Source organism: Sphingomonas sp. FG14, from assembly GCF_057809675.1.
This window is the reverse complement of the sequence record NZ_JBMDKK010000014.1, coordinates 89,469-114,504: the sequence shown is the minus strand read 5'-3', so window position 1 is coordinate 114,504 and position 25,036 is coordinate 89,469. Positions and strand designations below refer to the sequence as shown.

The window sequence follows — 25,036 nt, the reverse complement described above, 5'->3', positions numbered from 1 at the left end:
GATAATATCAAAGATATATAAGAAAGAGGGGAGAAATATGGACGCGCGCATGCAGCCTGCCTTTGTCGGCATTCCTTCCGGATGGCGCGGCGGCGCGTCGCGCGCGGTGCTGGTGGGCGGGGCGCCGCTGATGGCGCTGATGTTCGCCGCGCTGGGGCCGGTGCTTCCGTCGATGGCGGAGCATTTCGGCGGCCGTACGGGCGGCGCCTTCGCAGCCCAGATGATCCTCACAATGCCCGCGATCGGCGTCATCTTCGGCGGGATCGCCGGCGGCTTCTCGGTCGAGCGCTGGGGCCCCCGGCCGGTCCTGATCGGGACGTTGCTCGGATATGGGCTGCTCGGCGTCAGCGGCTATTTCATCGAGAGCCTGGGCATTCTGCTCGCGTCGCGCTTCATGCTCGGCTTTTTCGTGGCGCAGGTCGGCACCGCCATCGGCGTGATCGTCGGATCCTGGTTCGAGGGCGTCGCCCGCGCCAGATTGCTGGGATATCAAAGCGCAGTGGCTGGCGTTTTCGCGGTCAGCGGCCTGCTTCTTTCGGGGCTGCTGGCGGAGGCCGGCGGTTGGCGCGCACCCTTCCTCCTCTATCTCTTCGCCTTCGTGATCCTGCTTCTCGTCGTCGGCGGCCTGCCACGCGGAGTGGGCCGCACGGTGCGGCAGGAGGCGCGCCCGTCGCTCAAGCCGCTGGTCGCGCTATGGCCGATCTACGCGCTCGCGATGTTCCTGTTCGTCGGCTATTTCATGACCTCGATCCAGTTGTCGTTCCTGCTCGCCGAGGACGGTGTGGACAGTCCGCTCGTCCGCTCGGTCGTGATCGCGACGGGCGTTCTGGCCGGCGGCATCTTCGGCGGCTGTTACGGCCGCTTCTATGCATGGCTTGGCGAGCGCGGGACGCAGATCCTGTTGACGGTCATGATGGCGACGGGCCTCGCGATCATCGGCTTTTCCAGGGAGATCTGGATGCTTGCGGTCGGTGCGGCGTTGTCGGGTGGCGGCGGCGGCATGATTCCGCCGCATATCAGCGGCATCCTGCTCAACCGCGTGCCCGCCAATCTGCGCGCGCGCGCCGTCGGTTTCGAATTCACGGTGCTCTACATCGCGGACTTCGTGAACCCGCTGCTGATGACCCCGCTGCGCGCCGTGGTCGGCATCCACAACGCCTTTCTGGTCGCCGCCGCCGCGCTCATCGTCGCGGCGGGTGTGATGTGGGTGCGGCGTCAAAAGGTGATTGCCTTTTGATATCTATCATATAATAGATAGATAGGATTGGCGGCCGCAGAGTCGCGAGGGATGAGGGGCAAGATTCCCGGTCTGCAACAAGCCGCGCGGCACGTGTGCCACGTCGCTTTCGTGCGCCCGGCGTCGCGCTCCCGAGGAGGGAGATCGCATGCAGCTATCCGGCAAGGTCGCGCTGGTCACCGGCGCCGGTGCGGGGATCGGCCAGGCCACGGCAAGGCTCTTCGCTGAACGTGGCGCGCGGGTGATCGCCACCGACCTCGACGAAGCGGGGCTCCGGGAAACCGCGCACGAAGCCGCCGGACAGATCGACACGCTGGTATCGGATGCGACCAGCGCCGCGGATGCCGCGCGTGCGGTCGCGCTGGCGCAGGACCGGTTTGGTGCGCTGAATCTGCTGATCAACGTCGTCGGCGGCAGCCGGCCCGGCAAGACCGTCGTCGATTTCGACGAGGAGGAATGGGACTTCTGGGTCCGCCTCAACCTCGGCTCCACCTTCCTGATGTGCCGCGCCGCCATCCCCGCCATCGCGGCGGCGGGCGGTGGTTCGATCGTCAACATCGCATCGGGCGCGGGCGTGACGGGCATGGGGCGCAATCCGGCCTATGTCGCGGCGAAGGGCGGCGTGATCGCGCTGACCCGTTCGCTCGCGATCGACCATGCGCCCGAGGGCATCCGCGCGAACTGCATCGCGCCCGGACCCATCCTGACGCCCTTGATGAAGCGCAACCGTTCCGAACCGGAAATCGCCTTCATGTCCAAATTGTCGCTCGTCGGCCGGCTGGGCAAGCCGGAGGAGATCGCGGCGACCGCCGCATTCCTGTGCAGCGAGGATGCCGGTTTCATCAACGGCGAACTGATCAACGTCGCGGGAGGCCGCGCCGGACCCATCTGACCCCGATCATGAGGAGAGACGAGTGCTTTACGACGCCTATAGCCGCTGGCGCGAACTGACCCCGGCGATCGAGCGCACGCGCACGACCATCGACGAAAAGCTCCAGTTCCTGTCGGACAAGACGCGCATCCAGGAGATGATCCACGAATATGCGTTCGCATGTGACAGTCGTGGCTGGGACGTGCTGGAGCGCCTGTACGACGAGAATATCGAACGGGTGATGACGGGCACGCTGGACGAGACCGTCAAGGGTCGCGACAATCTGATCGGCCTTCATGCCAAGCCGGCGCTTCCCCGGCGCGAAGGCGTCGTCGCCCCGCCGCGCGACCTGTCGAAGATCGTAGGGCTGGAAATCCGGCATCTGATCGGCACCCAGATGGTCCGCATCTCGGACGACGACCAGTCGGCCTGGGCCCTGTGCCATTACCAGATGGCGCTGGTCGGCCAGGAAGACGGTGCATGGCAGCACGGGCTGCACGAGGGCACCTATCTGTTCACCTTCAGCCGCGCGACGGGGGACTGGCGCTTCACCCGACACCAGATCTGGACCAACAACGCCGCCAATCCGATGTTCTCTGATCCGCGCGCGAAGGCGGCCGTATGAGCCGCTTCGCTGGACGGGTGGCGCTCGTCACGGGCGCCGGTCGCGGGATCGGCGCGGCGACCGCGACGGAGCTGGCAAGGGGCGGCTGCGCGCTTGCGCTCAACGATGTCGATGAGGGCCGGCTGGAAGAAACCGCCGAAACGCTTCGCGGCCATGGCGTCAATGTGACGACGCATCTGGGCAGTGTGATGGACGCGGCGTTCATCGGCGCCCTTGTCGACGATGCGAATGCCGCGCACGGCAAGGTCGATCTGCTCGCCAACAATGCCGGTGGCGGTCCGCCGATGACGCCATGGGCCGAATTCGCCAAATCCGAATTCGCCCATTTTCGCGCCATCTTCGAGATGAACTTCTTCACCCAGGCGATGCTGCTGCATGCATTGCTGCCCGGCATGGTGTCACGCGGCTATGGCAAGGTGGTCTGCGTCAGCTCGATCTCGGCGGTGCTCGGGCAGGAATCGGGCAGCGCCTATGCGTCGGGCAAGCTCGCGCTCCACGCGCTGGTCAGTTCGGTTTCCAAGGAGGTCGCGCGCCACGGCGTGAACATCAACGCGGTGGTGCTCGGCAATCCGCCGCATCCCAGTCGTACGCCCGATCGCCAGGCCTATCTGGACAGGCTTTCGCATTTCGACCGCGTCGGCCGGCTGGAGGAGTTCGGCAAGGCCATCGCCTTCCTGCTGTCCGACGACGCCTCGTACATTTCGGGCGCCGCCATGCCCATCGATGGAGGGCTCATCGCACCACGCCTGAACGAATGATCCAGGGCCACGCGCGGCCCAGCCAACAAGAACAATGCGCGACAACGGAGAGGGATATATGAGGAAGCTGCACTATCTGTTTTGCGGCGTCGCCGCCGCATGCGTGTTCGCCAACCCCGCCTATGCCCAGGGACAAGCCGGCCAGCCCGCCCAGGATGCCGAGGCGACGAACGATACGGGGATCGCCGACATCGTCGTGACCGCGCGCCGGCGCGAGGAGGCGCTTCAGGACATTCCGATCGCCGTCCAGGCGTTTTCGGGGGAAACGCTCGAGACGCAGCGCATCAGCAATGCGGTCGACCTCTCCAAGATCGTGCCCGCGCTCACATCGGCGCAGAGCAGCCGCGATGAGGAGAATTACGTCATTCGCGGACAGTCCGGCTCGGGCGCCTCGATCTCGGGGCAGCAGGTGACGGTGCCCGCCTATTTCGCGCAGGTGCCGCTGCCGATCGGCGATGGCGGCGGACCCGGCTATTATTACGACCTGCAGAACGTCCAGGTGCTCAAGGGACCGCAGGGCACATTGTTCGGCCGCAATTCGACGGGCGGCGCCGTGCTGTTCGAACCGCGCCGGCCGAGCAGTGATTTCAACGGATATCTGTCCGTCGAATATGGGAATTACGACAATCGCGGGATCGAGGGTGCGATGAATATCCCGATCACCGGCACGCTCAGCATCCGTTTCGCCGCCAAGGCGGTGAAACGCGACGGTTTCACCTACAACGCCACCACGCGCAAATATCAGGACGATCGCAGCTTCTTCAGCGGACGGACCTCGCTGTTGTGGGAGCCGATCGACGGCGTCTCGAACATCCTGGTCGCGGATCTCTTCCGCTCGACCACCAATGGCAGCTCGAACATCCTGGCGGCGGTGAATCCGGCCGCGCTGATCCCGACATTGTTCGGCGGCACGGTGCAGGCCGCGCTCGCGCAGCAACAGGCGGCGGGACCGCGCGTCACCTACAGCAATGTCGACGGCATCGACCGCAAACGGTCGTTCGGCATTTCGAACATCACCACGATCGAGATCGCGGACGGGCTGAACTTCAAGAACATCTTCGGCTATCGCCGGTTCAAGCAGCTCAACCGCTTCGACTATGACGGGTCGGCGCTGACCATCCTGCATTTCGACACTTGCGCGACCGCCGCGTCGTGCAACGCCCGCGACGCCGATCAGCCCTGGGGGCTCAATATCCGCCAGGTCTCCGACGAGATCCAGTTCCAGGGTCAGGCGTTCGACGACCGGCTGAAATACATCGTCGGCTTCTTCGCCGCCGATCTCGATACCCCGGCCGCCAATTATTCGCACCAGACCTCGGTCTTCGGGTCGGTGACCGACGCCAACCAGTATATCGACGATACGTCGCGGGCGGTGTTCGGCAATCTGAGCTATGCCTTCGGCGGCGCGCTCGAGGGGCTCACGGCATCGGCGGGCTATCGCTGGACCAAGGACAAGCGCGCACTCACCCTGTACCAGGTGACGAGCGGCCGCTGCGTGACCGGCCAGACCGGAACCGTGATTGCCAACCCCGCCCAGGCCGATCCCTGCCGTGCCTCGTTCGAGGCGAAGGCGAGCAGCGACGCCTATACCATCGGGCTGGACTACAAGGTTTCGGCCGACACGATGATCTATGTCGCGCACCGGCAAAGCTATCGCGCCGGCGGCACGAACCCGCTGGCGGCGCCGGTGCTCGTCGCCAATCCGCCGATCCCCAACGCGATCTCGCTCTTTTCCTATCAGCCCGAGACGATCCGCGATGTCGAACTCGGCGTGAAGTCGGACTTCAGGCTGGGCGACTGGCGCGTCCGCACCAATCTGGCGGCCTATCACCAATGGCTGGACGACGCGCAGTTGAACCAGACGTTCGGTGTCGGCACGGCCAATGTCAGCGCGCTGGTCAATGCGGCGTCAGCCAAGATCAAGGGCATGGAGGCCGAAGTGACGATCGCGCCGAGCAGCGCGTTCAACGTGATGATCGCCTATGCCTATACCAAGGCGAAATACGGCGCGTTCCTGGATTATTCGCGTCGTGATCCGGTGACTAATGCGCCGACGGAGCAGGGAGGCCGCATCTTCCCGTTCACGCCCAGGCACAAGCTGAACGTCAATGCGCGCTACACGCTGCCGCTGCCCGATGCGATCGGCGAGGTCGAGCTGTCGGCCAACTGGGCGCACAAGAGTTCGGTGATCCTGGGGCTGGTCCCCTTCATCACCCTGCCGAGCGGCGCCAATGTCTATGACGGGGAAAGCCGCCAGGCGCCGACCGACACGATCGACCTGCACATCGACTGGAGCAAGGTGGCCGGCAGCCGGTTCGATCTGGCATTTTACGTCACCAACCTTGCCAATGCGAAATACAAGATCGGCGGTGCGTCGCTGATCAATTCCAGCCTTGGCATCAACCAGCGCATCTACAACGAACCGCGCATGTACGGCGCGTCGCTGCGCTATTCATTTTGAAGGAGAAATTGGGGAATGGCTGAAATCAAACGTCTGGCGGCCAATCCCCGGATGAGCGGCGCCGTCGTGCATGGCGGCGTCGCTTACCTCTCCGGCCAGGTCGCGATCGAACATCGCGGTGGTGCCCCGGCCGATCAGGTGCGCGAGGTTCTCGAACGGATCGACGCGTTGCTGATCGAGGCCGGAAGCGATCGCTCGCGCCTGCTCACCGCCATGCTGTACTTGCCCGACATGGCGATCCTGCCCGAACTCAATGCGGCCTGGGACCAGTGGATAGTGCCAGGCTGCGCGCCGACGCGCACCACGTTGCAGGTCGGGCTCGCGTCTCCGCTCTATGCACTGGAAATCGCGGTGACCGCCGCCGTCGATTGAACCGATCAGGCCGGCGCCAGCGCCATTTCCTGCGCCAGCCTGCCCAGCCTTTCCACGCCTGTCCGCGCCGGGTCGGCGCCGATCATCGAAAAGCTGAGGCGGAGGGTGTTGCGCCTGACGGCGACGTTGCTCGCGCCCGTCGGATAAAAGGCGGCGCCGGAGATGATCGACACCGAATGCTCGGCCAGTGCGCGTTGCGCGAATATGGTGGCGTCCATGCCGTCCGGCAGTTCGACCCAGATATAGAGGCCACCCTCGGGCACGGTCCAGCGAACGCCCCCGGGCATGTTGGCGGCAAGTGCCGCCAACATCGAATCGCGTCGTTCGCGATAAACGGTGCAGGCCTGCGCGATCGCCGCGTCGAGATGGCTCTTCACCACCTCCAGCAGCAGCATCTGGTTGAGTGCGCTCGTCGCGAGATCGCTGGCCTGCTTGATCAGCACCAGCTTGCGGATCGCCTCGGCGGGGCCGGCGATCCAGCCCACGCGCAGCGACGGCGCGATCGTCTTGGAAAAGGTTCCTGTCTGGAGGACCGGTATCTGGTCGATATCGCCATGGCGGCGGATGGCGAGCGACAGGAGCGACGGGATCGGCTCGCCATCATAGCGCAATTGTTCGTAGCAACCGTCCTCCACCAATGCCATTCCGGTTTCGCCCGCGAGGTCGAGAAGCGCATGGCGCTCGCCGAGCGTCATCGTCGTGCCGGTCGGGTTGCGGAAATCGGGGCCGACATAGCAGAATTTGGCGCCGGAAAGCCCGGTCGCCTGCCAGTCCTCGGCGTCCTCGGGCAGGCCCAGGTAGCGCGGCTGATAGGCGTCGAATGCACGCAATGCACCGATGAAGCTGGGAATCTCGACCATCGCGGTATCGCCCGGCGAGAGCAGCAGCTTGGCGATGAAATCCAGCCCCTGCTGCGATCCGTTGGTGATCAGGATATTGTCCGCGCCGCAGGGCGATCCGGTGCGCGTCAGATGATCCGCGATCCAGGTGCGCAGCGGACCATGGCCTTCGCTCGGCGCATATTGCAGCGCGGTGCGCGCCAGCGCCCGATCGGCCCAGATCGTCCGCGATGCGGCGGCGAGCGCGTCATAGGGGAAGATGTCGGGATCGGGCAGGCCACCGCCGAGATGGATGATCTCGCGCGCCGCGAGCAGCTTCATGCGCTCGCGAATATCGGATGCAACGACGCCATCCATGCGCGAGGCGTACAGGCTGTTCCAGTCGGTCATGGCGTCGTCCTCATCTGCGATCGGGGAAGCGAATAGGCGACGACATGGTCGCCGCGCGGGGTTCTGAGCGATCCGTGTCCGCCGGCGACGATCGCGATCATCTGGCGGCCGTCGCGCGCCGAATAGCTGATCGGGGTGGCCTGTCCGCCCGCCGGCAGCGGCGCGCGCCAAAGCTCGGTGCCGGTGGCGGTCTCGATCGCGCGCAGATATCCGTCGGTCGCCGCGCCGATGAAGGTGACGCCCCCGGCCGTGGTCACGGCGCCGCCAAGATTGAAGATGCCCGTCGGCAGCGCGAGCCCGAAGGGGGCGAGGCCCCGCGTGGTTCCGAACGGACGGCGCCAGGCCAGCGTGCGGCTCTTCAGGTCGATCGCGGCGATCTCGCCCCAGGGCGGTGCGGCGCACGGAAAGCCGATCGGCGACAGGAACGGCATCAGGCGCAGGCCGAACGGCGTGCCCTGCATCGCCATGGGGGGCATTGGTTGCCCCTTGGCCGGGCGCATCGGTCGCCCGGAATCTGGATTGAAGGGCGCGGCGCCCTGCGCGTCGGCCTCGGCGCGCGGAACCAGCGCACCGGTGAACGGCATGGACGCGCTGTTGACGATCATCAGCCCGCGCTTGCGATCGATGGCGACACCGCCCCAGTTGATCGCGCCGAATGTTCCGGGCGTCATCAGCCAGGGCTGGGTCGATGGCGGCGTATAGGCGCCTTCATAATGGAGTTCGCGGAAGCGCAGGCGGCACAGCAGCATGTCGAGCGGCGTCGCGCCCCACAGCGCGCGTTCCTCCAGCCGAGGTGGCGCGAAGGACGGCATGCCGATCGAATAGGGTTGGGTGGGGGCGCTGCGTTCGCCCGCCACGGTCGAGCGGGGGACTGGCCGTTCCTCGACCGGCGCAAGCGGGCGCCCGTCGCGCCGGTCGAGCAGGAAGATCTCGCCGGTCTTGCCGGTGGCGATCAGCGCGGGCACATCGCCGAGATCGACCAGCGCCGGCTGCGCCGGCATGTCATAGTCCCACAAGTCGTGATGGACGGTCTGGAACGACCATCGCGGCGCGCCCGTCGCGGCGTCGAGCGCGACGATCGAGGTGCCGTAGCGCTCCGCTGCCGGGGTTCGCAGGCCGCCGAAGAAATCGGGCGAACTGTTGCCGGTCGGGACATAGACGAGCCCGAGCGCGGGATCGGCGCTGAAGGCGGTCCATGCGTTGGGATTGCCGGCGGAGAACATCTCTCCGGTGCCCGACGGCTTTTTTCCGGGCGGCGCGCCGGCGTCCCAGACCCAGCGGAGCGCGCCACTCCGCACGTCATAGGCCCGGATCACGCTGTGCGGCGCATCGACGCGCTGATTGTCGATCACATAGCCGCCCAGCACCGCGAGATCGCCGATGATGGTTGGCGGCGAGGTGACGTAATAATAGCCGTCGAAGCGCGCCTGCACGCCCTGGCGCAGATCGACCGCGCCCGCCCGGCCGAAATCGCCACAGGGTTTTCCGTCGTGCGCGTCGACCGCGATCAGGCGCGCGTCGAGCGTGGCTTCGAGAATGCGCGCGCCGCAAGGCCCCGCATCCGCCGAACGATGATGGGAGACGCCGCGACACACCACCGAAAAGGCCTTGGAGGAGACCACCTTGGGGTCGTGCCGCCAGCGCTGGCGGCCCGTGGTCGCATCGAGCGCGATGATCACGTTGCGGGGGTCGCAAAGGTACAGCGTGTCGTCGATCGCGAGCGGCGTCGCGGTGAAGCGGCTGTTGGCGCCGAGATCGTCGAGGCCGCCGGTCCGGAACGTCCAGGCGGGTTCGAGCCGCGCCGCATTGGCGGGCGTGATCTGGTCGAGCGGGCTGAAATGATCGCCCCTCCAGTCGCCGCCATAATTGGGCCAGACGCCCTGGGCGACGGCCGTGACGGCGGTCGCATCGCCGGTCGCCGATGGCGGCACGTCCCGCACGACGACCCAGGCGGCGGACAATAGGACGAGCTGGGCCAGCGCGAATCCCAGCAGCGTTCGCGTGCCGATCCGGTTCCGTTCGAAGCTGGCGGGAATGAGCAGCGGCGCGAGCAGCGTCAGCACAAGCAGCAGCAGCACGGGCGCGAGCAGCCGCGCCATCAGCCCCCATCGATCCAGGCCGATTTCCCACAGCGCCCAGCCCGATGTCGCGAGCACCGTCGCCAGATAGAGCCAATAGCCCCAGCGCCGCCGCAGCAGGATCGCGACGCCGGCAATGGCCAGCGCCAGCCCGGCAGGGGCATAATAGAGCGAGCCGCCGAGCATGGCGAGGCGTACGCCCCACCAGCCCATTGCCGTTCCGATCCCCGCGAGCAGCAGCCCCGCCAGCACGCAGAGCAGAAGCGCGCCGATCCACCTCACATCCCCTCCATCATTGTTATCTTTTATGTAATAGAAGGATGGGTGGCTTGTCGAGCCCTGGGCCTATGGTTCCAGTCGGATCGGCATATGCTTGATCCCGCCGACGAAGTTGGAGCGGAGACGGCTGACGGGCCCGGCGAGTTCGAGCTTCGGGAAGCGGGTGAGGATCTCGTTCAGCACCGCGCGCAATTCGATGCGCGCGAGATCGTTGCCAAGGCAACTGTGTCGCCCGAAGCCGAAGGTCAGATGGCGGTTCGGGCGCCTGGAGAAGTCGAGCGAGAAGGGGGCCTCGAACACGCTCCCGTCGCGATTGGCCGAGGGATAGAAGAGGACGACCTTCTCGCCGGCCAGCACGGTCTGCCCGCCGATATCGATGTCGCGCGTCGCGGTGCGCGCCATATAGACGATCGGCGTCACCCAGCGGAGCAATTCCTCGACGGCTGGCGTCATCACCGAGAGATCGGCGGTCAGCGCGCGGCGCGCGTCGGGATGTTCGATCAGAGCCAGCATCGCCCCGCTCGTTGCGTTGCGCGTCGTTTCGTTGCCGGCGATGGCGAGCAGGAAGCAGAAGCCCAGTATCTCCATGTCGTTGAGCGGCGTGCCGTCGATCCGCGCCTCGACGAGCAGGCTCACCAGATCGTCGCGCGGCGCCGCCCGGCGCTCGGCGATGAAGCGCGCGAAATAGCCGAACATCGCCTGTTGCGCGGCGACGATCGCGTCCCGTGGCAGATCGACGCTGCCATATTCGGGATCCTCGCTGCCGATCACGGCATTGCTCCAGAGATACATCTGGTCGCGATCGTCGGTGGGCACCCCCAGGAGTTCGAGGATGACGTCGAGCGGCAGGCGCATCGCGATCGCGTCGACGAAATCGATCACATCCTCGCCCTGCGCCGCCGCGATCCGTGCTGCGGCGACATCGTCGGCGATCTCGCGGCAGCGCGCGATGATATGTTCCTCAAGCGCGCGCATCACGCTGGGCTTGAAGCGCTCGCGCAGGATCATCCGGTTCTTGTGATGCTCGGGTGGGTCCATGGTGAGCATCAGCGGCACGCGTGGCCGATTGTCCGCCACCATCTGATCCTTGCGCAAGATGGTGACGCCAGGGCTGCTGATGAAATTGTCGCTGTCCTTCCCGATCGCCGTGATGTCGGCATAGCGGGTGATCGCCCAGAACGGTTCGCGGACGCCATCGTCATGCCAGGCCACCGGTCGATCAGCGCGCATTTTCGTCCAGATATCATGCGGATAGCCATGGCTGGCGAAGCGGTCCGGATCGAAACACGCATGGTCGGCGAGTGGGCGGACAACGGGGCCTGTCATGGTCATGTCTCCTAAGTTAACGATCGTTCACTAGCATTGCGGGCGACGCGATGCTAGGGGGCATCGGTGAGCACTGAAGCGGAGACAGGCGAGAAGGTCCGGCGGACCCGGATGAGCGCGGAGGCGCGGCGTGCGCGGATCCTGTCGGCGGCGGCGCAGATGTTCCAGGAACGCGGCTATGCCGCCGCGAGCATCGATGCGATCGCGATGGCGTCTGGCATCAGCGGTCCGGCTATCTATCGATATTTCAAGCGCAAGACCGAATTGCTCGTCGCCTTGCTGGAGGTGGCGGCCGCTGAGGCGACGAACGCGCTGGAAACCGCGATGGCGTCGATCGGCGACGAAGACGCCGTGGCGGCCATGGTCGATCTGATGACCGATCATGCCTTGCGGGAGGGGACGGTGATCGGCCTGCTGCAAAGCACGGTCCGCGAAATGGACGAATCGGATCAGGCCCGGCTTGAGGCTATCCGAAGCGGATTGGTGCTGCGCTGGGCTGCCCAGCTTCGCAAGGCGCGGCCGACATTGGCGCCGGAGCATGCCGGGCTTCAGATCGAAGCCGCCCTGACGCTTCTGGGGGTTCTTGCTCGCAGAAAGCCGGAGGCTGACGAGCAGAGCCGATTTCGTGAGATCATTCGGGCAGTGCTGTCAGCCTAGCCTGAGCCATCACAGGTCTGACAAGGGCGCGGCGCGGCGAGGCAGCTTCGCAGCGGGTTCCGTGACGTAACTTTCAAGCATTTCCCGCTCACGATCATCTTGCCGTTCATCTTCATGTCTCTCGTCGAGATGACCGTCCCGGGCGAGTTTGCTCGACCGTTGTCGATGCAATGGGTTGCACCCTTCCGCCCGGAATTTGAGTGATCCCTGCCTGCCCGTTGTCGCCTTTTTTTGCCTGAGAGTGCGAGGGAGCATATCCAGCTCTCGTTTCATAATTGACACAGCGTATCACTGATGGCACATGCGCTTCACGGTCAACGAACCGCTGGAGGGGATGATGGGTAATCACGGGGTTCTGTCTCAGTTGCGTGCTGCCATGGTTGGAACGGCAGGCTGGTCGGCGATCGCCGTCGCCGCCCTTTGGGCGCCGATGGCATCCGCGCAGGCCGATACGAGCGCGGAAGTCGGCGAGGAGGAACCGGAGGTGGTCGTCACCGGCTACGCCGCATCCATCGCACGGGCGCTCGCCAACAAGCGTTCGGCGGATGTGGTGAGCGACGGCATCGCCGCGGAGGACATCGGCAAATATCCCGAGCAGAACATCGCCGAATCGCTTCAGCGCGTGACCGGGGTCCAGATCACCCGCACCCTGGGTGAGGGTCAGTTCCTGAGCGTCCGCGGCCTCGATCCGAAATTCACCAATACGCTCTACAACGGCCGGCAGATGCCGAGCGCTTCGGGAACCCGCGCGTTCGATTTCCAGGTGCTCACCTCGAACTTCGCGAGCCGTGTCGACGTCTACAAGTCGCCGAGCGCCGACCTGATCGAGAGCGGCCTGGCGGCGACCGTCAACATGCAATCGATCGATCCGCTCTCCGTCGGCAGCCGCAAGATCGTGGTCAGCGCAGAGGGCAATTATGACCAGCAGCTCGATGGCGGCGTCGATCCCCACATCGCGGCACTCTACAGCGATACCTTCCTGGACGGGAAGCTGGGCATCAGCGTTGCGCTCGACTGGAATGATCGCGCGTTCAACAGCCAGAACTTCAGCACCGACGGCGTCGTGCCGGATGGCACTTATGCTGGTCCCGGCACGCAATATCGGGTGTTCGGCATCCATCAGAACGACCTGGTCGGCAGCAATCGCCGCCGCAGCGCGACCGGCGCGATCCAGTTCAGGCCAACCGACAATTTCGAGATCAAGCTCGACACGATCTATTCCCGGCTCTCGCAGAAATACGACATGAGCCAGGGCAACAACTGGTACACTGGCGCCGGCGCTCTCGGCCCGTCGCCGACCAGCACGTCAACGGTTGACGAGAATGGCGTGCAGACCGCCTGGCGCGGCACCAACGTCTTCGCCTGGGTCCAGGCGAACCGCTATTCGTTCCTGCAGGAAACCCACTCGACCGCGCTGTCGACCAAGCTCACGCTCGGCGACTGGGCGATCTCCGGCGAAGCCTCTTATGGCCGCGCCAAGGAGGAGGCGACGCAGACCTTTGTGTCCTGGGCCACGCGTTCACCCGGCGCGAGCCTCTATTATGACGCCAATGTCGATCCGGGCGGCCCGCTCAGCTTTGGTTTCTACAACGGCTTCAATCCGCTCGATCCGTCGAGCTACTATTTCTTCGGCGTCCAGGGGCCTTACAAGGAACCGACCACCGACGAGATCTGGAACGGCAAGATCGACGTCGCCCACAATTTCGGGCGCGGCTGGCTGCGTGCGGTCAAGTTTGGCGTGAACATTCAGGAGCGGACGCTCGCGACCACGCCCAACAACATGACCAACTCGGCTGTCGGCCTTCCGGCGGACATGACCCCGTATCTGACCGTCAACCGCAACCCGAATTATTTCGCGAGCTATGACGGACCGGCGCAGTTTCCGCGCTCCTTCCTGACGGTCGATCTCGACAAGCTGTTCGCCGACTATCCGCTCGACACGCTCGTGGCGCTCAACCCGCCGCAACAGGCGCTGACGCGGACCACGAGCATCACCGAAAAGTCGCAGTCCGGCTATGTCCGTTTCGATTTCGCCAGCGGCAACGATCTGTTCAAGGCCAATCTCGGTGTACGTGCCGTGCGGACCGAACAGGCCTCGTCGGGCTATATTCCGGCTCCCGGCGCGACGCTGGTCTATGGTCTGTTTGGTGGTCCGAACTCGCTGAGCTACAGCGCGGCGGACGTGCTCTCGCAGAAGCATGACTATACCTATGTCCTGCCCTCGTTGAACGCGCGCTACCAGATCGGCAACGACCTGCTCGTCCGCTTCGCGGCGGCGCGTGTGATGCAGCGGCCGGACATGAACCTGCTCGGTCAGGCGAGCAGCCCCAATGCTTCTTCCGGTCCGCCGCCTGCCGGAACGATCTGGCGCGGCACGCTGACCCGCGGCAATCCAAACCTGAAGCCCTATCTTTCCGATCAGCTCGATCTCTCGTTCGAATGGTATTTCGGTAACCAGAACATGCTTGGCGCCGCGGTCTTCCTCAAGGAAGTGAAGAACCTGGTGCTCACCAACTATAGCGACCAGAACGCGACCGTCGCGATGCATCCGAGCGGCGAGATCCGCGACATCACGCTCTCGGTCGCGCAGCCGGTGAACGCCGAGACGACCACGATCAAGGGGCTCGAAATCGGCTATCAGCATGCGCTGACCTTCCTGCCGGGCTTCCTCAGCAAGACCGGGATCCGGGCGAACTGGACGCATATCTGGTACGGCTCGGTGGTGCTCAATCAGGGTTCGCCCGCCGTGCCGCTCACCGGCATTTCCAGCGATACCTATAATCTGGGCGCCTATTATGACGACGGCACCTTCAGCGTGCATGCCGGCTATAATTACCGCAGCCGCTGGGTGCAGGACCCGCTGAGCTTCTTCGGGGACGGCATCTTCACCGAAGGCTATGGCCAGCTCGACCTTGCGGCCAACTACCGGATCACGCCGAACATCAGCCTCAACGCCTGGGTGATCAACGTCACCGAGTCAGCGCTGCGGCAAACCAATCGCTACGGTATCACGCGTCTCTACGAGTTGAGCGGGCGCCGTTTCACGCTCGGTGTGCGCGCCAACTTCTGACGAGCGAGAGGAGAAGATCGTGGCGGCCATCCAACCCGTGATAGACGCACCAGCGCCGGATGATCTGGCAACGGCTTTCGGCAATGGCAATCTGCTTTACGTGACGCTGGTGAGCCTGGTGTCGGCGATGGGCGGATTCCTGTTCGGCTATGAAACCGTCGTCATCGCCGGTGCGCTGGGGCTGGTGAAGGCGCAATTCGCCTTCGGCGCGGTGATGGAGGGATGGTTCGTCACGTCCGGCCTGTTCGGTTGCGCCGCAGGCGTGCTGATCGCGGGGCGATTGTGCGATATCCTGGGGCGCAAGCCGGTGATGCTGATTTCGGGCCTGCTGCTCGGCCTGTGCGCGGTGGTCTGCGCGCTGGCGGGCAGCGCGGACTGGGTGATCGTCGGCCGGATCATCGGCGGCCTCGGCGTCGGCGTCGCCTCGATCGTCTCCCCGCTCTATATCTCGGAGGTCGCGCCGCCCGCGATGCGCGGACGATTGGTGTCGTTGTTCCAGCTCACCATCTGCATCGGCATCGTCACCGCGATGGTGACGAACGCGGTCTTGCTCGACTTCGCGCTCGCGAGCGATGCTGCTGCAGGCATCGGGTTCTGGCATTGGCTGCTCGTCGTCGAGGCGTGGCGCGGGATGTTCCTGACGCAGCTTGTGCCGTCGATGCTGTTCTTCGGTCTCGCCCTGCTGGTACCGGAAAGCCCGCGCTGGCTTGCACTCACCGGAAAGTCCGTCCGTGCGCGGACGGTGCTGGCCCGGCTGCGCGGCAGCGAGGCGGCGGCGGAGGCCGAGGCGGCGCAGATCGACCAGGCGATGCGCGCCGAACAGGTGGGGGCGGGTCAATGGTGGCGCGGCGTGCTGCGCCGGCCGCTGCTCCTGGGCGTGTTCCTGGCGGTTTTCTCGGAACTGAGCGGCATCACCGTGGTGATGTACTACGGGCCGACGATCCTCGAGCGCGCGGGCATCTCGGCTGGTTCTTCGCTCGGCGGCCATGCGGTCATCGGTGTCGTCCTGGCGTGCTTCACGGTGCTCTCGCTGTTCGTTGTCGACCGTTTCGGACGGCGGCCGGTGTTGCTCGTCGGCTGTGCCGGGGCCGGACTGGCGCTCGCGGCGACCGGCATCTGCTTTTCCATGGGTGTGAACGACGGGGCGATCATCATCGCCTTGCTCTGCGCCTTCGTCGCCTTCTTCGCCTTCTCGCTCGGGCCGATCAAGTGGATCGTCATTTCGGAGATCTTCCCGACCAGCATCCGCGCGCGGGCGATGGGTGTCGCGACTGTGGCGGTGTGGATCACCGATATCGCGATCAACCAGGCCTTCCCGGTGGTGCGCGACAGCTTCGGCGTCTCGGCGATGTTCCTCGGCTGCGCAGTGTTCCTCGCGATCCAGTTCGTCGTGGTGCTCGCGAAGCTGCCCGAAACCCGCGGCCTGCCGCTCGAGGATATTCTGACCCTGTGGAACGGCGGCAAGGCCGGAAGGAGCGAAGCGTGAGCATGGATTTCACCGGAAAGACCGTCATCGTCACTGGCGGCGCCGGGGGGCTCGGCAAGGCCTTCTCGCTCGAATTCGCGCGGCTGGGCGCGCAGGTCGTGGTCAATGATCTCGATCCCGATGCGGGGCAGGCGCTGATCGCGGAAGCGGCGGGCCTCGACGGTGCGATCCATTTCGTGCCCGGCAGCATGGGAGAGGCCGAGACATGCGACCGGCTCGCCGCCAGGGCGGCGGAACTGGGTGGCGTCGATGTGCTTTGCAACAATGTCGGCATCCAGCCGGCGTCGAGCTACGTCCCCGCGCATGAACTCGACGATACGATCTGGGATGCGATCCTGACCGTCAACGTCAAGTCGTTCTTCTGGATGACCAAGCGCTGCGCTCCCCAGATGCTGGCCAAGGGCGGCGGCGTCATCCTCAATACCGGCAGCGTGCAGGGCATCCAGTCGCAAAAGGGCGCTGCCGCCTATGCCGCGTCGAAGGGGGCCGTGCTCTCGCTGACCCGGCAGCTCGCGCTGGAATATGCCGAGCGCAATATCCGCGTCCTGTCGATCGCGCCCGGCACCTTCGATACGCCGCTGATGCGTCAGGTCGAGGAAGGGATTGCGGACAAGACGTACATCCCCCGGCTGCGCGACGCCTATCCGATGAAGCGCTTCGGCCGGCCCGAGGAACTGGCGCGTGTCGTCGCCTTCCTCGCCAGCGACGGCGCGTCCTTCATGACTGGCGAATGCGTGACCGTCGATGGCGGGATCATGGCCCAGGGCGGCTGGGCGCAGTGACACAGATTTTCAGGAGGGACTGGGCATGAAACTGACACGGAAGGATTTTCTGCGCGGCGGTGTCGCGGTCGCGGCTGCCTCCAGCCTGCCGGTGCTGGCGGCGGGCACGCGCGAATCGGCTTCCGCTGCACCCGTGGGTGGACCCGCGACGCCATCGCCGCTGACGGGCATCGACACGCTCAATCCGATCATCCGTCTCTATCCTGAAAAATCGGTGTTTCGCGGCGGCGATATCCGGTTCGGCGTCGGTGAACTGGAGATGATGCTGCCGTTCCTAGGTACGGGCGAGATCGTCTGGAACTTCAACGTGTCCGAGCCGGGCCGCTATCGCGTCGGCCTGTGCTATTCGACGGTGAACGCGGGCCAGCCTGTGACCATCACGGTGAACGGCCGCCAGGATCTGCGGTTCGCGGCCCCGGTCACCAAGGGCTATTTCATCCCGCACCCCGAAGGACCGGTCGAGGATCCGGGCGATCCCGATACCGACGGCTTCTGGCGGATGCGCGAATATTATCTGTTCGAGCGCAAGCCGGTGGAAGGCGAAGTCGATCTGGTGCGCGGCGTCAATGTCTTGAAGCTCCAGGTGATCGCGCCCAAGGGCAAGGAGGCCCTTCGCCTGCGTTCGGTCGAGCTGACCCCGGTGGCGAAGCTCGCCGAGATCGAGGCCGCCACGCGGCGCCAGCGCGCCAATCGCGCCAACACCGACTGGTTCGCCGATGCCGGCTACGGCATGTGGTTCCACTTCCTCGATCTCACCACGCCGCGCAGCGGTCCGCGCAAGCCCTATGAGGCGGCCGTCAACGCGCTCGACGTGAAGAAGATCGCGAAGATGGTCGATGATTGCGGCGCGCGCTACCTGATCTGGACCGTCAACCACGGCAACCCGACCTGTCCCGCGCCGATCAAGTCGTGGGAGCGGCTGCACCCCGGTATGACCACCAAGCGCGATCTGATCATGGAACTGGCCGACGAACTGGCGAAGTACAGGATCGAGCTGATGCTGTATCAGAACTGCCCCGGTACGGGCCGGCTGATCCAGCAGCACCAGCGCGCGATCGACACGCCGACCTTCAGCGAAGCGGAATATGCCGCGCAGTTGATCGAGGTCTTCAACGAGTTCGGCGCGCGCTATGGCACCAAGGTGAAGGGCTGGTGGCTCGATTCCTGGTTCCAGACCATGGAAAGCTATCCCAATCTGCCCAATGAGGCGATCGATCGCGCCATCAAGAGCGGCAACAGGGACTGCATGTCCTCGTTCAACGGCTGGGCCTTTCCGAACGAGGTCGAGTGCCAGGACTATTGGTGTGGAGAGATCACCGATCTGCCCGCCAAGCCGTTCGGCGCGCGGTACCTGAAGGATGGCCCCGCCGCCGGGCTGCAGGCGCATTCGGCGATCAAGCTCGACGCGCCCTGGTTCCATGTCACCGAGAATATGGAGATGGAGCCGCCGCTCTACTCGGCGCCGCAACTGGCCGAGTATATCCGGCTCTGCCAGCGCGACCGCGCGCCGGTGACGCTGGGTGTCGGCATTTATCAGGACGGCACGATCGGCCCGAAATCCTATGCGGTGCTCAAGGAACTGCGCGGGCTGATCCGCAAGGGCGGGAAGCGCACCTGATGCAAGAGCCCGCGGCGATCGTGCTTTCCCCGCTGGATAATGTGGCGGTCACCCGTCGCAATGTCCGCGTCGGGGAGGTGCTGACGATGGAAGGCGACGAGGTCGTCGCGTGTTCGGACGTGCCGCTGGGGCACAAGATCGCGCGCCGTTTCATCCCGTCGGGCGCCGAGGTGGTGAAGTACGGCATGGCGATCGGGTCCGCGACGGCGGACGTCCAGCCTGGCGAGTGGGTCCACCTCCACAATCTGAAGAGCAACTACATTTCCACTCATACTCGGAACGCGAGGGCACGTTCATGATCATCGGCGACGGCTATCTTAGAGCCGACGGCCGCAAGGGCATCCGTAACGTCGTCGCGGTCGTGTATCTCGTCGAATGCGCGCATCATGTCGCACGTCGCGTCGTGGATCGAGCGGATGATCCGGATGTGCACCTGCTCGGTTTTCCGGGCTGTTATCCCAATGATTATGCGCTGCGCATGATGAAGGCGCTGGCGACGCATCCAAATGTGGGCGGCGCGGTGCTGGTTTCCCTGGGTTGCGAGGGATTCGATCGCGAGGGCCTGTCCGCCATCATCGCCGCCAGCGGGCGCCCGGTCGAGACGGTGGTGATCCAGGAGGCGGGCGGCACCCGCTCGGGAATCGACGCCGCTCTGCAGGCGGTGCGGCGCGTGCAGGCTGTGATGCGGGCGCTCGAGATGCGCGTGCCGATGCGCATGTCGGAACTGTCGATCGGCACGATCTGCGGCGGATCGGACGGGACAAGCGGGATCGCTGCCAATCCGGCGGTGGGCCGCGCCTTCGATCGGCTGATCGATGCGGGCGCAACCTGCATCTTCGAGGAGACGGGGGAAATGATCGGGTGCGAGGGGGCGATGGGCATTCGCGCCGCCAATGCGCAGGTTGCCGAGGCGATCCGGATCTCGATCGAGAATGCCGAGAATTACTATCGCGCTATGGGCTATGGCAGTTTCTCGCCCGGTAATGCCGAAGGCGGGCTCTCGACCCTGGAGGAGAAGTCGGCGGGGGCCTATGTGAAGTCGGGCAGCCGGCCGATCGACGGCGTGATCCGTCCGACCCAGCAGCCCGATGCGCCCGGCCTCTATCTGCTCGATGTCGTGCCGGCTGAACCGCCGCGCTTCGGCTTTCCGAATATTTCGGACAATGCCGAGATCGTCGAGCTGATGTCGTGCGGGGCGCATCTGACGCTGTTCACCACCGGGCGCGGCTCGGTGGTCGGATCGGCGATCGCCCCGGTGATCAAGATCACCGGCAATCCCGAGACCTACGCGAAAATGCGGGACGACATGGACGTCGATGCCGGACGCATCATGCTGGGCGAAGCGTCCCTCGACGAACTCGGCACCGAATTGTTCGATCTGGTGCTTGCGGTCGCGCGTGGCGGGCAAACCAAGTCGGAGGCGTTGGGCCACCGAGAATTCATCCTGGGCTACAAGTCGATCGAAGCGGTCGGCCCGGCCTGTCATCCAAGGGGAAATCGATGACCCGGCTAGCGGGCAAGACCGCGTTTGTCACCGGCGCGGGACAGGGTATCGGCCGCCATGCGGCGCAGCTTTTCGCGAGCGAGGGCGCGACGGTGTTCGCCAGCGACCGCAATGCGGACGCGCTGGGCGGACTGGACGGCTGCCTGCCCGTGGTCCTCGACGTGACCGACGCCGCAGCGATCGACGCGCTGCGGGATCGCATTGACGGGGTCGATATCCTGTTCAACTGCGCCGGTGTCGTCGTCGGCGGGACGGTGCTTGATTGCTCCGATCGGGATTGGTCGCTTTCGCTCGACGTCAATGTGACCGCGATGTTCCGCCTGATCCGCGCCTTCCTGCCTGCGATGCTGGAGCGCGGCGGCGGCTCGATCATCAACATGGCCTCGGTCGTCGGCGCGCCCAAGGGCGCGCCTAATCGCTGCGCCTATGGCATGTCCAAGGCGGCGGTGGTCGGGCTGACCAAGTCGGTCGCGGCCGATTATGTGACGCGCGGAATCCGGTGCAACGCGATCTGCCCCGGCACGATCGAGACGCCCTCGCTGCACGACAGGCTGCGCGAGACCGGCGATTTCGATGCCGCGCTGGCCGCGTTCAAGGCACGCCAGCCAATGGGGCGGCTGGGGCAGGCGGGGGAGATCGCCGCGCTCGCGCTTTATCTCGCTTCGGACGAATCCGCGTTCATGACCGGCCAGAGCATCCTGGTCGATGGCGGCTGGTCGATCTGATCCAATCACGAGAAGAGAGGGGACCTGACGATGACGAAAATAGTTCAAGCCGGCCTCGGCTCGCTTCTGGGGGCGTTGCTGGTCGTGGGCATGATGCCCGCAATGGCGCAGGCACAGACGCGCGACCTTAATGTAAAGGTCGATTGCGGCGCGAAGGGTGACGGCGCCGCGGACGATACCGACAAGATCCAGGCCTGCATCAATCGCGCGGCGGGAAGCGGCCAGGCGGTGTATCTGCCCACCGGCGCCTACCGGATCACCGGCCAGCTGCGGATCGCCAACAACAACACCACCCTTTACGGCACCAGCAGCGCCACCACCACGATCGTCCAGACCAACGGCAGCGCGCACATTCTCCATATCTCGAATGACGGCAATCCGATCGACAAGATCCAGATCCGCGACATGGAGATGATCTATTCGACGCCCAATCCCACCGGGTTTGGCATTCTGTGCAACAATTGCTGGCGAACCTATTTCCAGCAGCTCAACATCGGCCGCGCCGCCACCGACGCGTTCATGAGCACCGGCATCTGGGTGAATGACGGCAATCAGGTGTTCGTGCAGGACAGCGTGATCACCTATGCCAGCAAGCAGAGCCTCTACTTCACCGAGGTCGGAGATGTGTTCCTGTCAGACGTCGAGATCAACCAGTATGATGACAGCACCAGCTCGGCGGGCGCCGTCTTCGATACCGGGGTGGGCGGCATCTACGCGATCAACGTGAACGTCACCGGCGGGCACACCGGCTTCCTGTTCCAGAACACGCAGAAGAAGGTGCCGCCGAATTTCGGATTCTTCACCAACTGCCTGGCCGACACGTTGAACGGGGTCGGCTGGAACTTCCAGTCCGCCCAGTCCATGCGGCTGACCAACAGCTGGTCGGCGACCGCCGCCGTATACGGTATTCAGGTGAAGGATGCCGATGGCCTCAGCATCACGGATTCGCGCATCTACAACAATGGCGCGGACGGAATTCTGGTCGAGAAGGGTGCGAAGAACCTGACGATCAAGGATTCGACGATCACCGGCAATTCACGCGGCGCGCCAAGGCGCTATTATGGCGTCAACGTCGCGGCGGGCGTCAGCGATTTCCAGATCATGGGCAACATGATCGGGCAGGCGGACGGCTTCGGCAACCATCAGGCCTATGGCATCTATATCGCGCCGGGCGCGACCGACAATTACATGATCGTCGGCAACGAGATGCGCCGCAATCTGGCCGGCGGACTTGAGAATGGCGCGACCGGCGTCAACAAGGTCGTCGCGAACAACCTCTGAGGGAAACCGGGCATGCACGTCGTCGATACCCATGCGCATTTCTGGGATGTCGATCGGCTGCATTATCCGTGGATCGAGCCTGGATCGCCGTTCGACCGGAGCTTCCATCTGGCGGACTATCAGCGGGCCTCAGCCGGGGTTCCGGTCGAGCGGATGGTCTTCGTCGAATGCGACGCGCATGCCCGATATTCCATGGACGAAGCGCGATGGGTGGCGGGCCTTGCGGAGACCGATCCGCGCATCCAGGGCATCGTCGCGCGCTGCTCGCTGCTCGACGATGCCGCCGGCGAGACGCTCGACGCACTCGTCGCGATGCCGCTGGTGCGCGGCGTCCGGGACAATATCCAGAACAACCCGCCCGGCTTCGCGCTGAGGGACCGCTTCGTCGCCGGCGTGCGGGAGGTTCACCGACATGGCCTGCATTTCGAGCTGTGCCTCAAGCATGCCCAGTTCGACGAGACGATCGAACTGGTCCGGCGGTGCCCGGATGGTGCGTTCGTCCTCGATCATTGCGCCAAGCCGGGCATCGCCGCCGCCATGCGCGAGCCCTGGGCCACGCGGATGCGCGACATGGCCGCGTTGCCCAATGTGGCTTGCAAGATCTCGGGCCTGATCACGGAAGCTGACTGGGCGGGCTGGGTGCCCGACGAGATCCTGTGGTACGCCCGCACCGCCGCCGAGGCGTTCGGGCATGATCGGATCATGTTCGGCAGCGATTGGCCCGTCAGCGAAGTGGCGGGGGGCTATATGGCATGGTTCAGGCTCGCCGATGCGCTCGCTGCCAACTGGAGCGCCGAGGACAGGGACAAATTCTTTCGCCGCAACGCCGAGCGCGTCTACCGGCTTTGAGACGCAATCGCATCAACCATTGCCCTTTCGCTCGCATGATGCCTAAGTCGTCCGGCGTCAGATTTGAATATCCGGTGCCGCGAGAGAGAGAAGCAGAGAATGCCCAACGGTAAGACGAAGGAGAAGGGGACCGCGTATCACGCGCCCGCGCTGGAAAAGGGCCTCGATATTCTGGAACTGCTGTCGAGCGCGCCGCGCCCGATGGGTTTGTCGGAGATTTCGCAAGCGGTCGGACGTTCGAAGAGCGAGATCTTTCGCATGCTGCATGTTCTCGAACGGCGACGCTATCTGGAGCGGGCGCCCGGCACCGATCATTATCTGCTGACCAACCACCTGTTCCTGCTCGGAATGGAGCGGCCGCCGCTCAAGGGGCTGCTCGAAATCGCGATGCCGATGATGCACGAACTGGCGGATTCGACGCAGCAATCCTGCCATCTGGTCGTGCCGTCCGAAGATTCGATGGTGGTCATCGCCCGCATCGATCCGCCCGCGGATCTCGGGCTTGTCGTTCGTATCGGGCACCGTCGTCCAATTCTCGCCGCCACCTCGGGCCTTGTGCTGACCGCGTTCCAGCTGCCGGTGGTGCAGGCGCGCTGGTTCGAAGACTATGGCGCCGACATGTCCGCCAAGGCGCTCCGGGATCTCGAAGTCAAGCTGGAGGGGATCAGGTCGGCCGGCTTCGCGGCGATCGACAGCTCGGTCGTGCCGGGCATCACCGACGTGTCGGCGCCCGTCATGCAGAACGGCGTCGCGGTGGCGGCGCTGACCATTCCCTATATGAAGCGTGCTGGCGTTCCTGTCTCGCAGGCGGAAGCGGCGAAAATGATCCGCAGCACGGCGGATGCGATCTCGAGCCGGCTGTGATCGCATCCGTCGTGCTGCGGGATAGCTGGAGCGTTTCCACGATGAGCGGAAACACCCTGGTCTTTTGCGGTCGCATTTTCTGAGCCGTTGACCGTAAACGGTCAACTCGAAAATGTTCTAGCCGCGCACGTCCTGTCGCTGGCTGCCGAGCCGGTCGATGCCCAGCTCGATGACGTCGCCCGGGCGCAGATACCAGGACTCAGGCTTTTGCCCCAGGCCGACGCCGGGGGGCGTTCCGGTGGTAATGATGTCGCCGGGCAGCAGCGTCATGAACTGCGAGATGTAGGACACCAGGTTGGCGACGCCGAAGATCATCGTCGCGGTGTTGCCCGTCTGCACCCGCTTGCCGTTGATATCGAGCCACATCGACAGCGCCTGGGGGTCTCCCGCTTCGTCCGTCGTCACCAGCCACGGGCCGACCGGACCGAAGGTCGGGCAGCCCTTGCCCTTGTCCCAGGTGCCGCCGCGCTCCAGCTGATATTCGCGTTCGGACAGGTCGTTGACGACGCAATAGCCGGCGATGTGGTCGAGCGCGTCCGCCTCGCTGACATAGGAGGCCGTGGTGCCGATCACGACGCCCAGCTCGACCTCCCAGTCGGTCTTGGTCGATCCGCGCGGAATGACGACGGGGTCGTTTGGCCCCTGGATGCAGCTCACGCCCTTGGTGAAGAGGATGGGCTCGGACGGGATCGGCATGCCGGATTCGGCGGCGTGATCCGAATAATTGAGGCCCACCGCGATGAACTGCCGCGTGCCGGCGAAGGGCACGCCAAGCCGTGCGCCTGCCGGCACCAGGGGCAGCGTGTGCACATCGATCGCGGCGATCGCGCGCAACGTTTCCGGCGTGAGCTGGTCGGGGCCGAAATCGGCGATGTGCGACAAAAGGTCGCGGATGTTTCCGTCAGGGTCGACGATGCCGGGGCGCTCCGCTCCCGCTTCGCCATGGCGGCATAATTTCATGGGT

General features: G+C 65.0%; 21 protein-coding genes. 17 read left to right on the top strand and 4 right to left on the bottom strand.

Annotated elements, in window-relative coordinates; genetic code table 11:
* Nucleotides 1–37: 37 nt before the first annotated feature.
* The 6 genes from ACODTA_RS24165 to ACODTA_RS24140 all read left to right on the top strand — a co-directional run bounded on the left by ACODTA_RS24165 (nucleotide 38) and on the right by ACODTA_RS24140 (nucleotide 6,324).
* Nucleotides 38–1,237, top strand: a complete 1,200-nt coding sequence (locus ACODTA_RS24165; protein WP_489069447.1) for an MFS transporter — start codon at nucleotides 38–40, stop codon at nucleotides 1,235–1,237.
* A gap of 148 nt (nucleotides 1,238–1,385) precedes the next feature.
* Complete coding sequence (locus ACODTA_RS24160; protein ID WP_489069445.1) at nucleotides 1,386–2,129, top strand: SDR family NAD(P)-dependent oxidoreductase; 744 nt, start codon at nucleotides 1,386–1,388, stop codon at nucleotides 2,127–2,129.
* A 22-nt stretch (nucleotides 2,130–2,151) separates the two neighbouring features.
* Complete coding sequence (locus tag ACODTA_RS24155) at nucleotides 2,152–2,733, top strand: nuclear transport factor 2 family protein (protein ID WP_489069443.1); 582 nt, start codon at nucleotides 2,152–2,154, stop codon at nucleotides 2,731–2,733.
* Nucleotides 2,730–3,491, top strand: a complete 762-nt coding sequence (locus ACODTA_RS24150; protein WP_489069441.1) for an SDR family NAD(P)-dependent oxidoreductase — start codon at nucleotides 2,730–2,732, stop codon at nucleotides 3,489–3,491. Before ACODTA_RS24155 ends, ACODTA_RS24150 begins: the two co-directional genes overlap by 4 nt.
* Before the next feature lie 58 nt (nucleotides 3,492–3,549).
* Nucleotides 3,550–5,952 (top strand): TonB-dependent receptor, encoded by a 2,403-nt coding sequence (locus ACODTA_RS24145; RefSeq protein ID WP_489069439.1) that lies wholly within the window; start codon nucleotides 3,550–3,552, stop codon nucleotides 5,950–5,952.
* Between the two features lie 15 nt (nucleotides 5,953–5,967).
* Nucleotides 5,968–6,324, top strand: coding sequence for a RidA family protein (locus ACODTA_RS24140; protein WP_489069437.1), 357 nt, complete (start codon nucleotides 5,968–5,970; stop codon nucleotides 6,322–6,324).
* 5 nt (nucleotides 6,325–6,329) lie between these two features.
* Here ACODTA_RS24140 and ACODTA_RS24135 read toward each other — a convergent pair whose 3' ends face one another.
* The 3 genes from ACODTA_RS24135 to ACODTA_RS24125 form a co-directional block, all read right to left on the bottom strand.
* On the bottom strand, nucleotides 6,330–7,553 hold the full coding sequence (locus ACODTA_RS24135; protein ID WP_489069435.1) for an aminotransferase-like domain-containing protein: 1,224 nt from the start codon (nucleotides 7,551–7,553) through the stop codon (nucleotides 6,330–6,332).
* Nucleotides 7,550–9,913, bottom strand: a complete 2,364-nt coding sequence (locus ACODTA_RS24130; protein ID WP_489069433.1) for a membrane-bound PQQ-dependent dehydrogenase, glucose/quinate/shikimate family — start codon at nucleotides 9,911–9,913, stop codon at nucleotides 7,550–7,552. Before ACODTA_RS24130 ends, ACODTA_RS24135 begins: the two co-directional genes overlap by 4 nt.
* Before the next feature lie 63 nt (nucleotides 9,914–9,976).
* On the bottom strand, nucleotides 9,977–11,236 hold the full coding sequence (locus tag ACODTA_RS24125; RefSeq protein WP_489069431.1) for a cytochrome P450: 1,260 nt from the start codon (nucleotides 11,234–11,236) through the stop codon (nucleotides 9,977–9,979).
* A 66-nt stretch (nucleotides 11,237–11,302) separates the two neighbouring features.
* Here ACODTA_RS24125 and ACODTA_RS24120 point away from each other — a divergent pair, with 66 nt between their 5' ends.
* The 11 genes from ACODTA_RS24120 (at nucleotide 11,303) to ACODTA_RS24070 (ending at nucleotide 24,072) form a co-directional block, all read left to right on the top strand.
* Nucleotides 11,303–11,893, top strand: coding sequence for a TetR/AcrR family transcriptional regulator (locus tag ACODTA_RS24120; protein ID WP_489069429.1), 591 nt, complete (start codon nucleotides 11,303–11,305; stop codon nucleotides 11,891–11,893).
* Between the two features lie 376 nt (nucleotides 11,894–12,269).
* Nucleotides 12,270–14,963, top strand: coding sequence for a TonB-dependent receptor (locus tag ACODTA_RS24115; protein WP_489069427.1), 2,694 nt, complete (start codon nucleotides 12,270–12,272; stop codon nucleotides 14,961–14,963).
* A gap of 19 nt (nucleotides 14,964–14,982) precedes the next feature.
* Nucleotides 14,983–16,449: a sugar porter family MFS transporter gene (locus ACODTA_RS24110; protein WP_489069425.1), complete on the top strand. Its 1,467-nt coding sequence runs from the start codon at nucleotides 14,983–14,985 to the stop codon at nucleotides 16,447–16,449.
* Between the two features lie 2 nt (nucleotides 16,450–16,451).
* Complete coding sequence (locus tag ACODTA_RS24105; RefSeq protein WP_489069478.1) at nucleotides 16,452–17,231, top strand: SDR family NAD(P)-dependent oxidoreductase; 780 nt, start codon at nucleotides 16,452–16,454, stop codon at nucleotides 17,229–17,231.
* Between the two features lie 25 nt (nucleotides 17,232–17,256).
* Nucleotides 17,257–18,849 carry an alpha-L-fucosidase gene (locus tag ACODTA_RS24100; protein ID WP_489069423.1) on the top strand — a complete coding sequence of 531 codons (1,593 nt, stop codon included), beginning with the start codon at nucleotides 17,257–17,259 and terminating at the stop codon, nucleotides 18,847–18,849.
* Entirely contained in the window at nucleotides 18,849–19,148 is a 300-nt protein-coding gene (locus ACODTA_RS24095; protein WP_489069421.1) for a UxaA family hydrolase, read from the top strand. Before ACODTA_RS24100 ends, ACODTA_RS24095 begins: the two co-directional genes overlap by 1 nt.
* A 2-nt stretch (nucleotides 19,149–19,150) precedes the next feature.
* Nucleotides 19,151–20,353: a UxaA family hydrolase gene (locus tag ACODTA_RS24090; RefSeq protein ID WP_489069476.1), complete on the top strand. Its 1,203-nt coding sequence runs from the start codon at nucleotides 19,151–19,153 to the stop codon at nucleotides 20,351–20,353.
* Nucleotides 20,350–21,078, top strand: coding sequence for an SDR family oxidoreductase (locus ACODTA_RS24085; RefSeq protein WP_489069419.1), 729 nt, complete (start codon nucleotides 20,350–20,352; stop codon nucleotides 21,076–21,078). The genes ACODTA_RS24090 and ACODTA_RS24085 overlap by 4 nt, the downstream gene beginning before the upstream one ends.
* Before the next feature lie 30 nt (nucleotides 21,079–21,108).
* Nucleotides 21,109–22,359 carry a right-handed parallel beta-helix repeat-containing protein gene (locus ACODTA_RS24080; protein WP_489069417.1) on the top strand — a complete coding sequence of 417 codons (1,251 nt, stop codon included), beginning with the start codon at nucleotides 21,109–21,111 and terminating at the stop codon, nucleotides 22,357–22,359.
* A 12-nt stretch (nucleotides 22,360–22,371) separates the two neighbouring features.
* Nucleotides 22,372–23,208: an amidohydrolase family protein gene (locus tag ACODTA_RS24075; protein WP_489069415.1), complete on the top strand. Its 837-nt coding sequence runs from the start codon at nucleotides 22,372–22,374 to the stop codon at nucleotides 23,206–23,208.
* Between the two features lie 99 nt (nucleotides 23,209–23,307).
* Complete coding sequence (locus tag ACODTA_RS24070) at nucleotides 23,308–24,072, top strand: IclR family transcriptional regulator (RefSeq protein ID WP_489069413.1); 765 nt, start codon at nucleotides 23,308–23,310, stop codon at nucleotides 24,070–24,072.
* Nucleotides 24,073–24,189: 117 nt separating this feature from the next.
* Here ACODTA_RS24070 and ACODTA_RS24065 read toward each other — a convergent pair whose 3' ends face one another.
* Nucleotides 24,190–25,032 carry a fumarylacetoacetate hydrolase family protein gene (locus ACODTA_RS24065; protein ID WP_489069411.1) on the bottom strand — a complete coding sequence of 281 codons (843 nt, stop codon included), beginning with the start codon at nucleotides 25,030–25,032 and terminating at the stop codon, nucleotides 24,190–24,192.
* Between the last annotated feature and the right edge of the window lie 4 nt (nucleotides 25,033–25,036).

What these genes read in the sequence shown, in the direction of transcription:
- ACODTA_RS24165 (WP_489069447.1), top strand. Translation starts at nt 38, where the DNA reads ATGGACGCGCGCATGCAGCCTGCCTTTGTCGGCATTCCTTCCGGATGG.
- ACODTA_RS24160 (WP_489069445.1), top strand. Translation starts at nt 1,386, where the DNA reads ATGCAGCTATCCGGCAAGGTCGCGCTGGTCACCGGCGCCGGTGCGGGG.
- ACODTA_RS24150 (WP_489069441.1), top strand. Translation starts at nt 2,730, where the DNA reads ATGAGCCGCTTCGCTGGACGGGTGGCGCTCGTCACGGGCGCCGGTCGC.
- ACODTA_RS24145 (WP_489069439.1), top strand. Translation starts at nt 3,550, where the DNA reads ATGAGGAAGCTGCACTATCTGTTTTGCGGCGTCGCCGCCGCATGCGTG.
- ACODTA_RS24140 (WP_489069437.1), top strand. Translation starts at nt 5,968, where the DNA reads ATGGCTGAAATCAAACGTCTGGCGGCCAATCCCCGGATGAGCGGCGCC.
- ACODTA_RS24135 (WP_489069435.1), bottom strand. Translation starts at nt 7,553, where the DNA reads ATGACCGACTGGAACAGCCTGTACGCCTCGCGCATGGATGGCGTCGTT.
- ACODTA_RS24125 (WP_489069431.1), bottom strand. Translation starts at nt 11,236, where the DNA reads ATGACAGGCCCCGTTGTCCGCCCACTCGCCGACCATGCGTGTTTCGAT.
- ACODTA_RS24115 (WP_489069427.1), top strand. Translation starts at nt 12,270, where the DNA reads ATGGTTGGAACGGCAGGCTGGTCGGCGATCGCCGTCGCCGCCCTTTGG.
- ACODTA_RS24105 (WP_489069478.1), top strand. Translation starts at nt 16,452, where the DNA reads ATGGATTTCACCGGAAAGACCGTCATCGTCACTGGCGGCGCCGGGGGG.
- ACODTA_RS24100 (WP_489069423.1), top strand. Translation starts at nt 17,257, where the DNA reads ATGAAACTGACACGGAAGGATTTTCTGCGCGGCGGTGTCGCGGTCGCG.
- ACODTA_RS24095 (WP_489069421.1), top strand. Translation starts at nt 18,849, where the DNA reads ATGCAAGAGCCCGCGGCGATCGTGCTTTCCCCGCTGGATAATGTGGCG.
- ACODTA_RS24085 (WP_489069419.1), top strand. Translation starts at nt 20,350, where the DNA reads ATGACCCGGCTAGCGGGCAAGACCGCGTTTGTCACCGGCGCGGGACAG.
- ACODTA_RS24080 (WP_489069417.1), top strand. Translation starts at nt 21,109, where the DNA reads ATGACGAAAATAGTTCAAGCCGGCCTCGGCTCGCTTCTGGGGGCGTTG.
- ACODTA_RS24075 (WP_489069415.1), top strand. Translation starts at nt 22,372, where the DNA reads ATGCACGTCGTCGATACCCATGCGCATTTCTGGGATGTCGATCGGCTG.
- ACODTA_RS24070 (WP_489069413.1), top strand. Translation starts at nt 23,308, where the DNA reads ATGCCCAACGGTAAGACGAAGGAGAAGGGGACCGCGTATCACGCGCCC.
- ACODTA_RS24065 (WP_489069411.1), bottom strand. Translation starts at nt 25,032, where the DNA reads ATGAAATTATGCCGCCATGGCGAAGCGGGAGCGGAGCGCCCCGGCATC.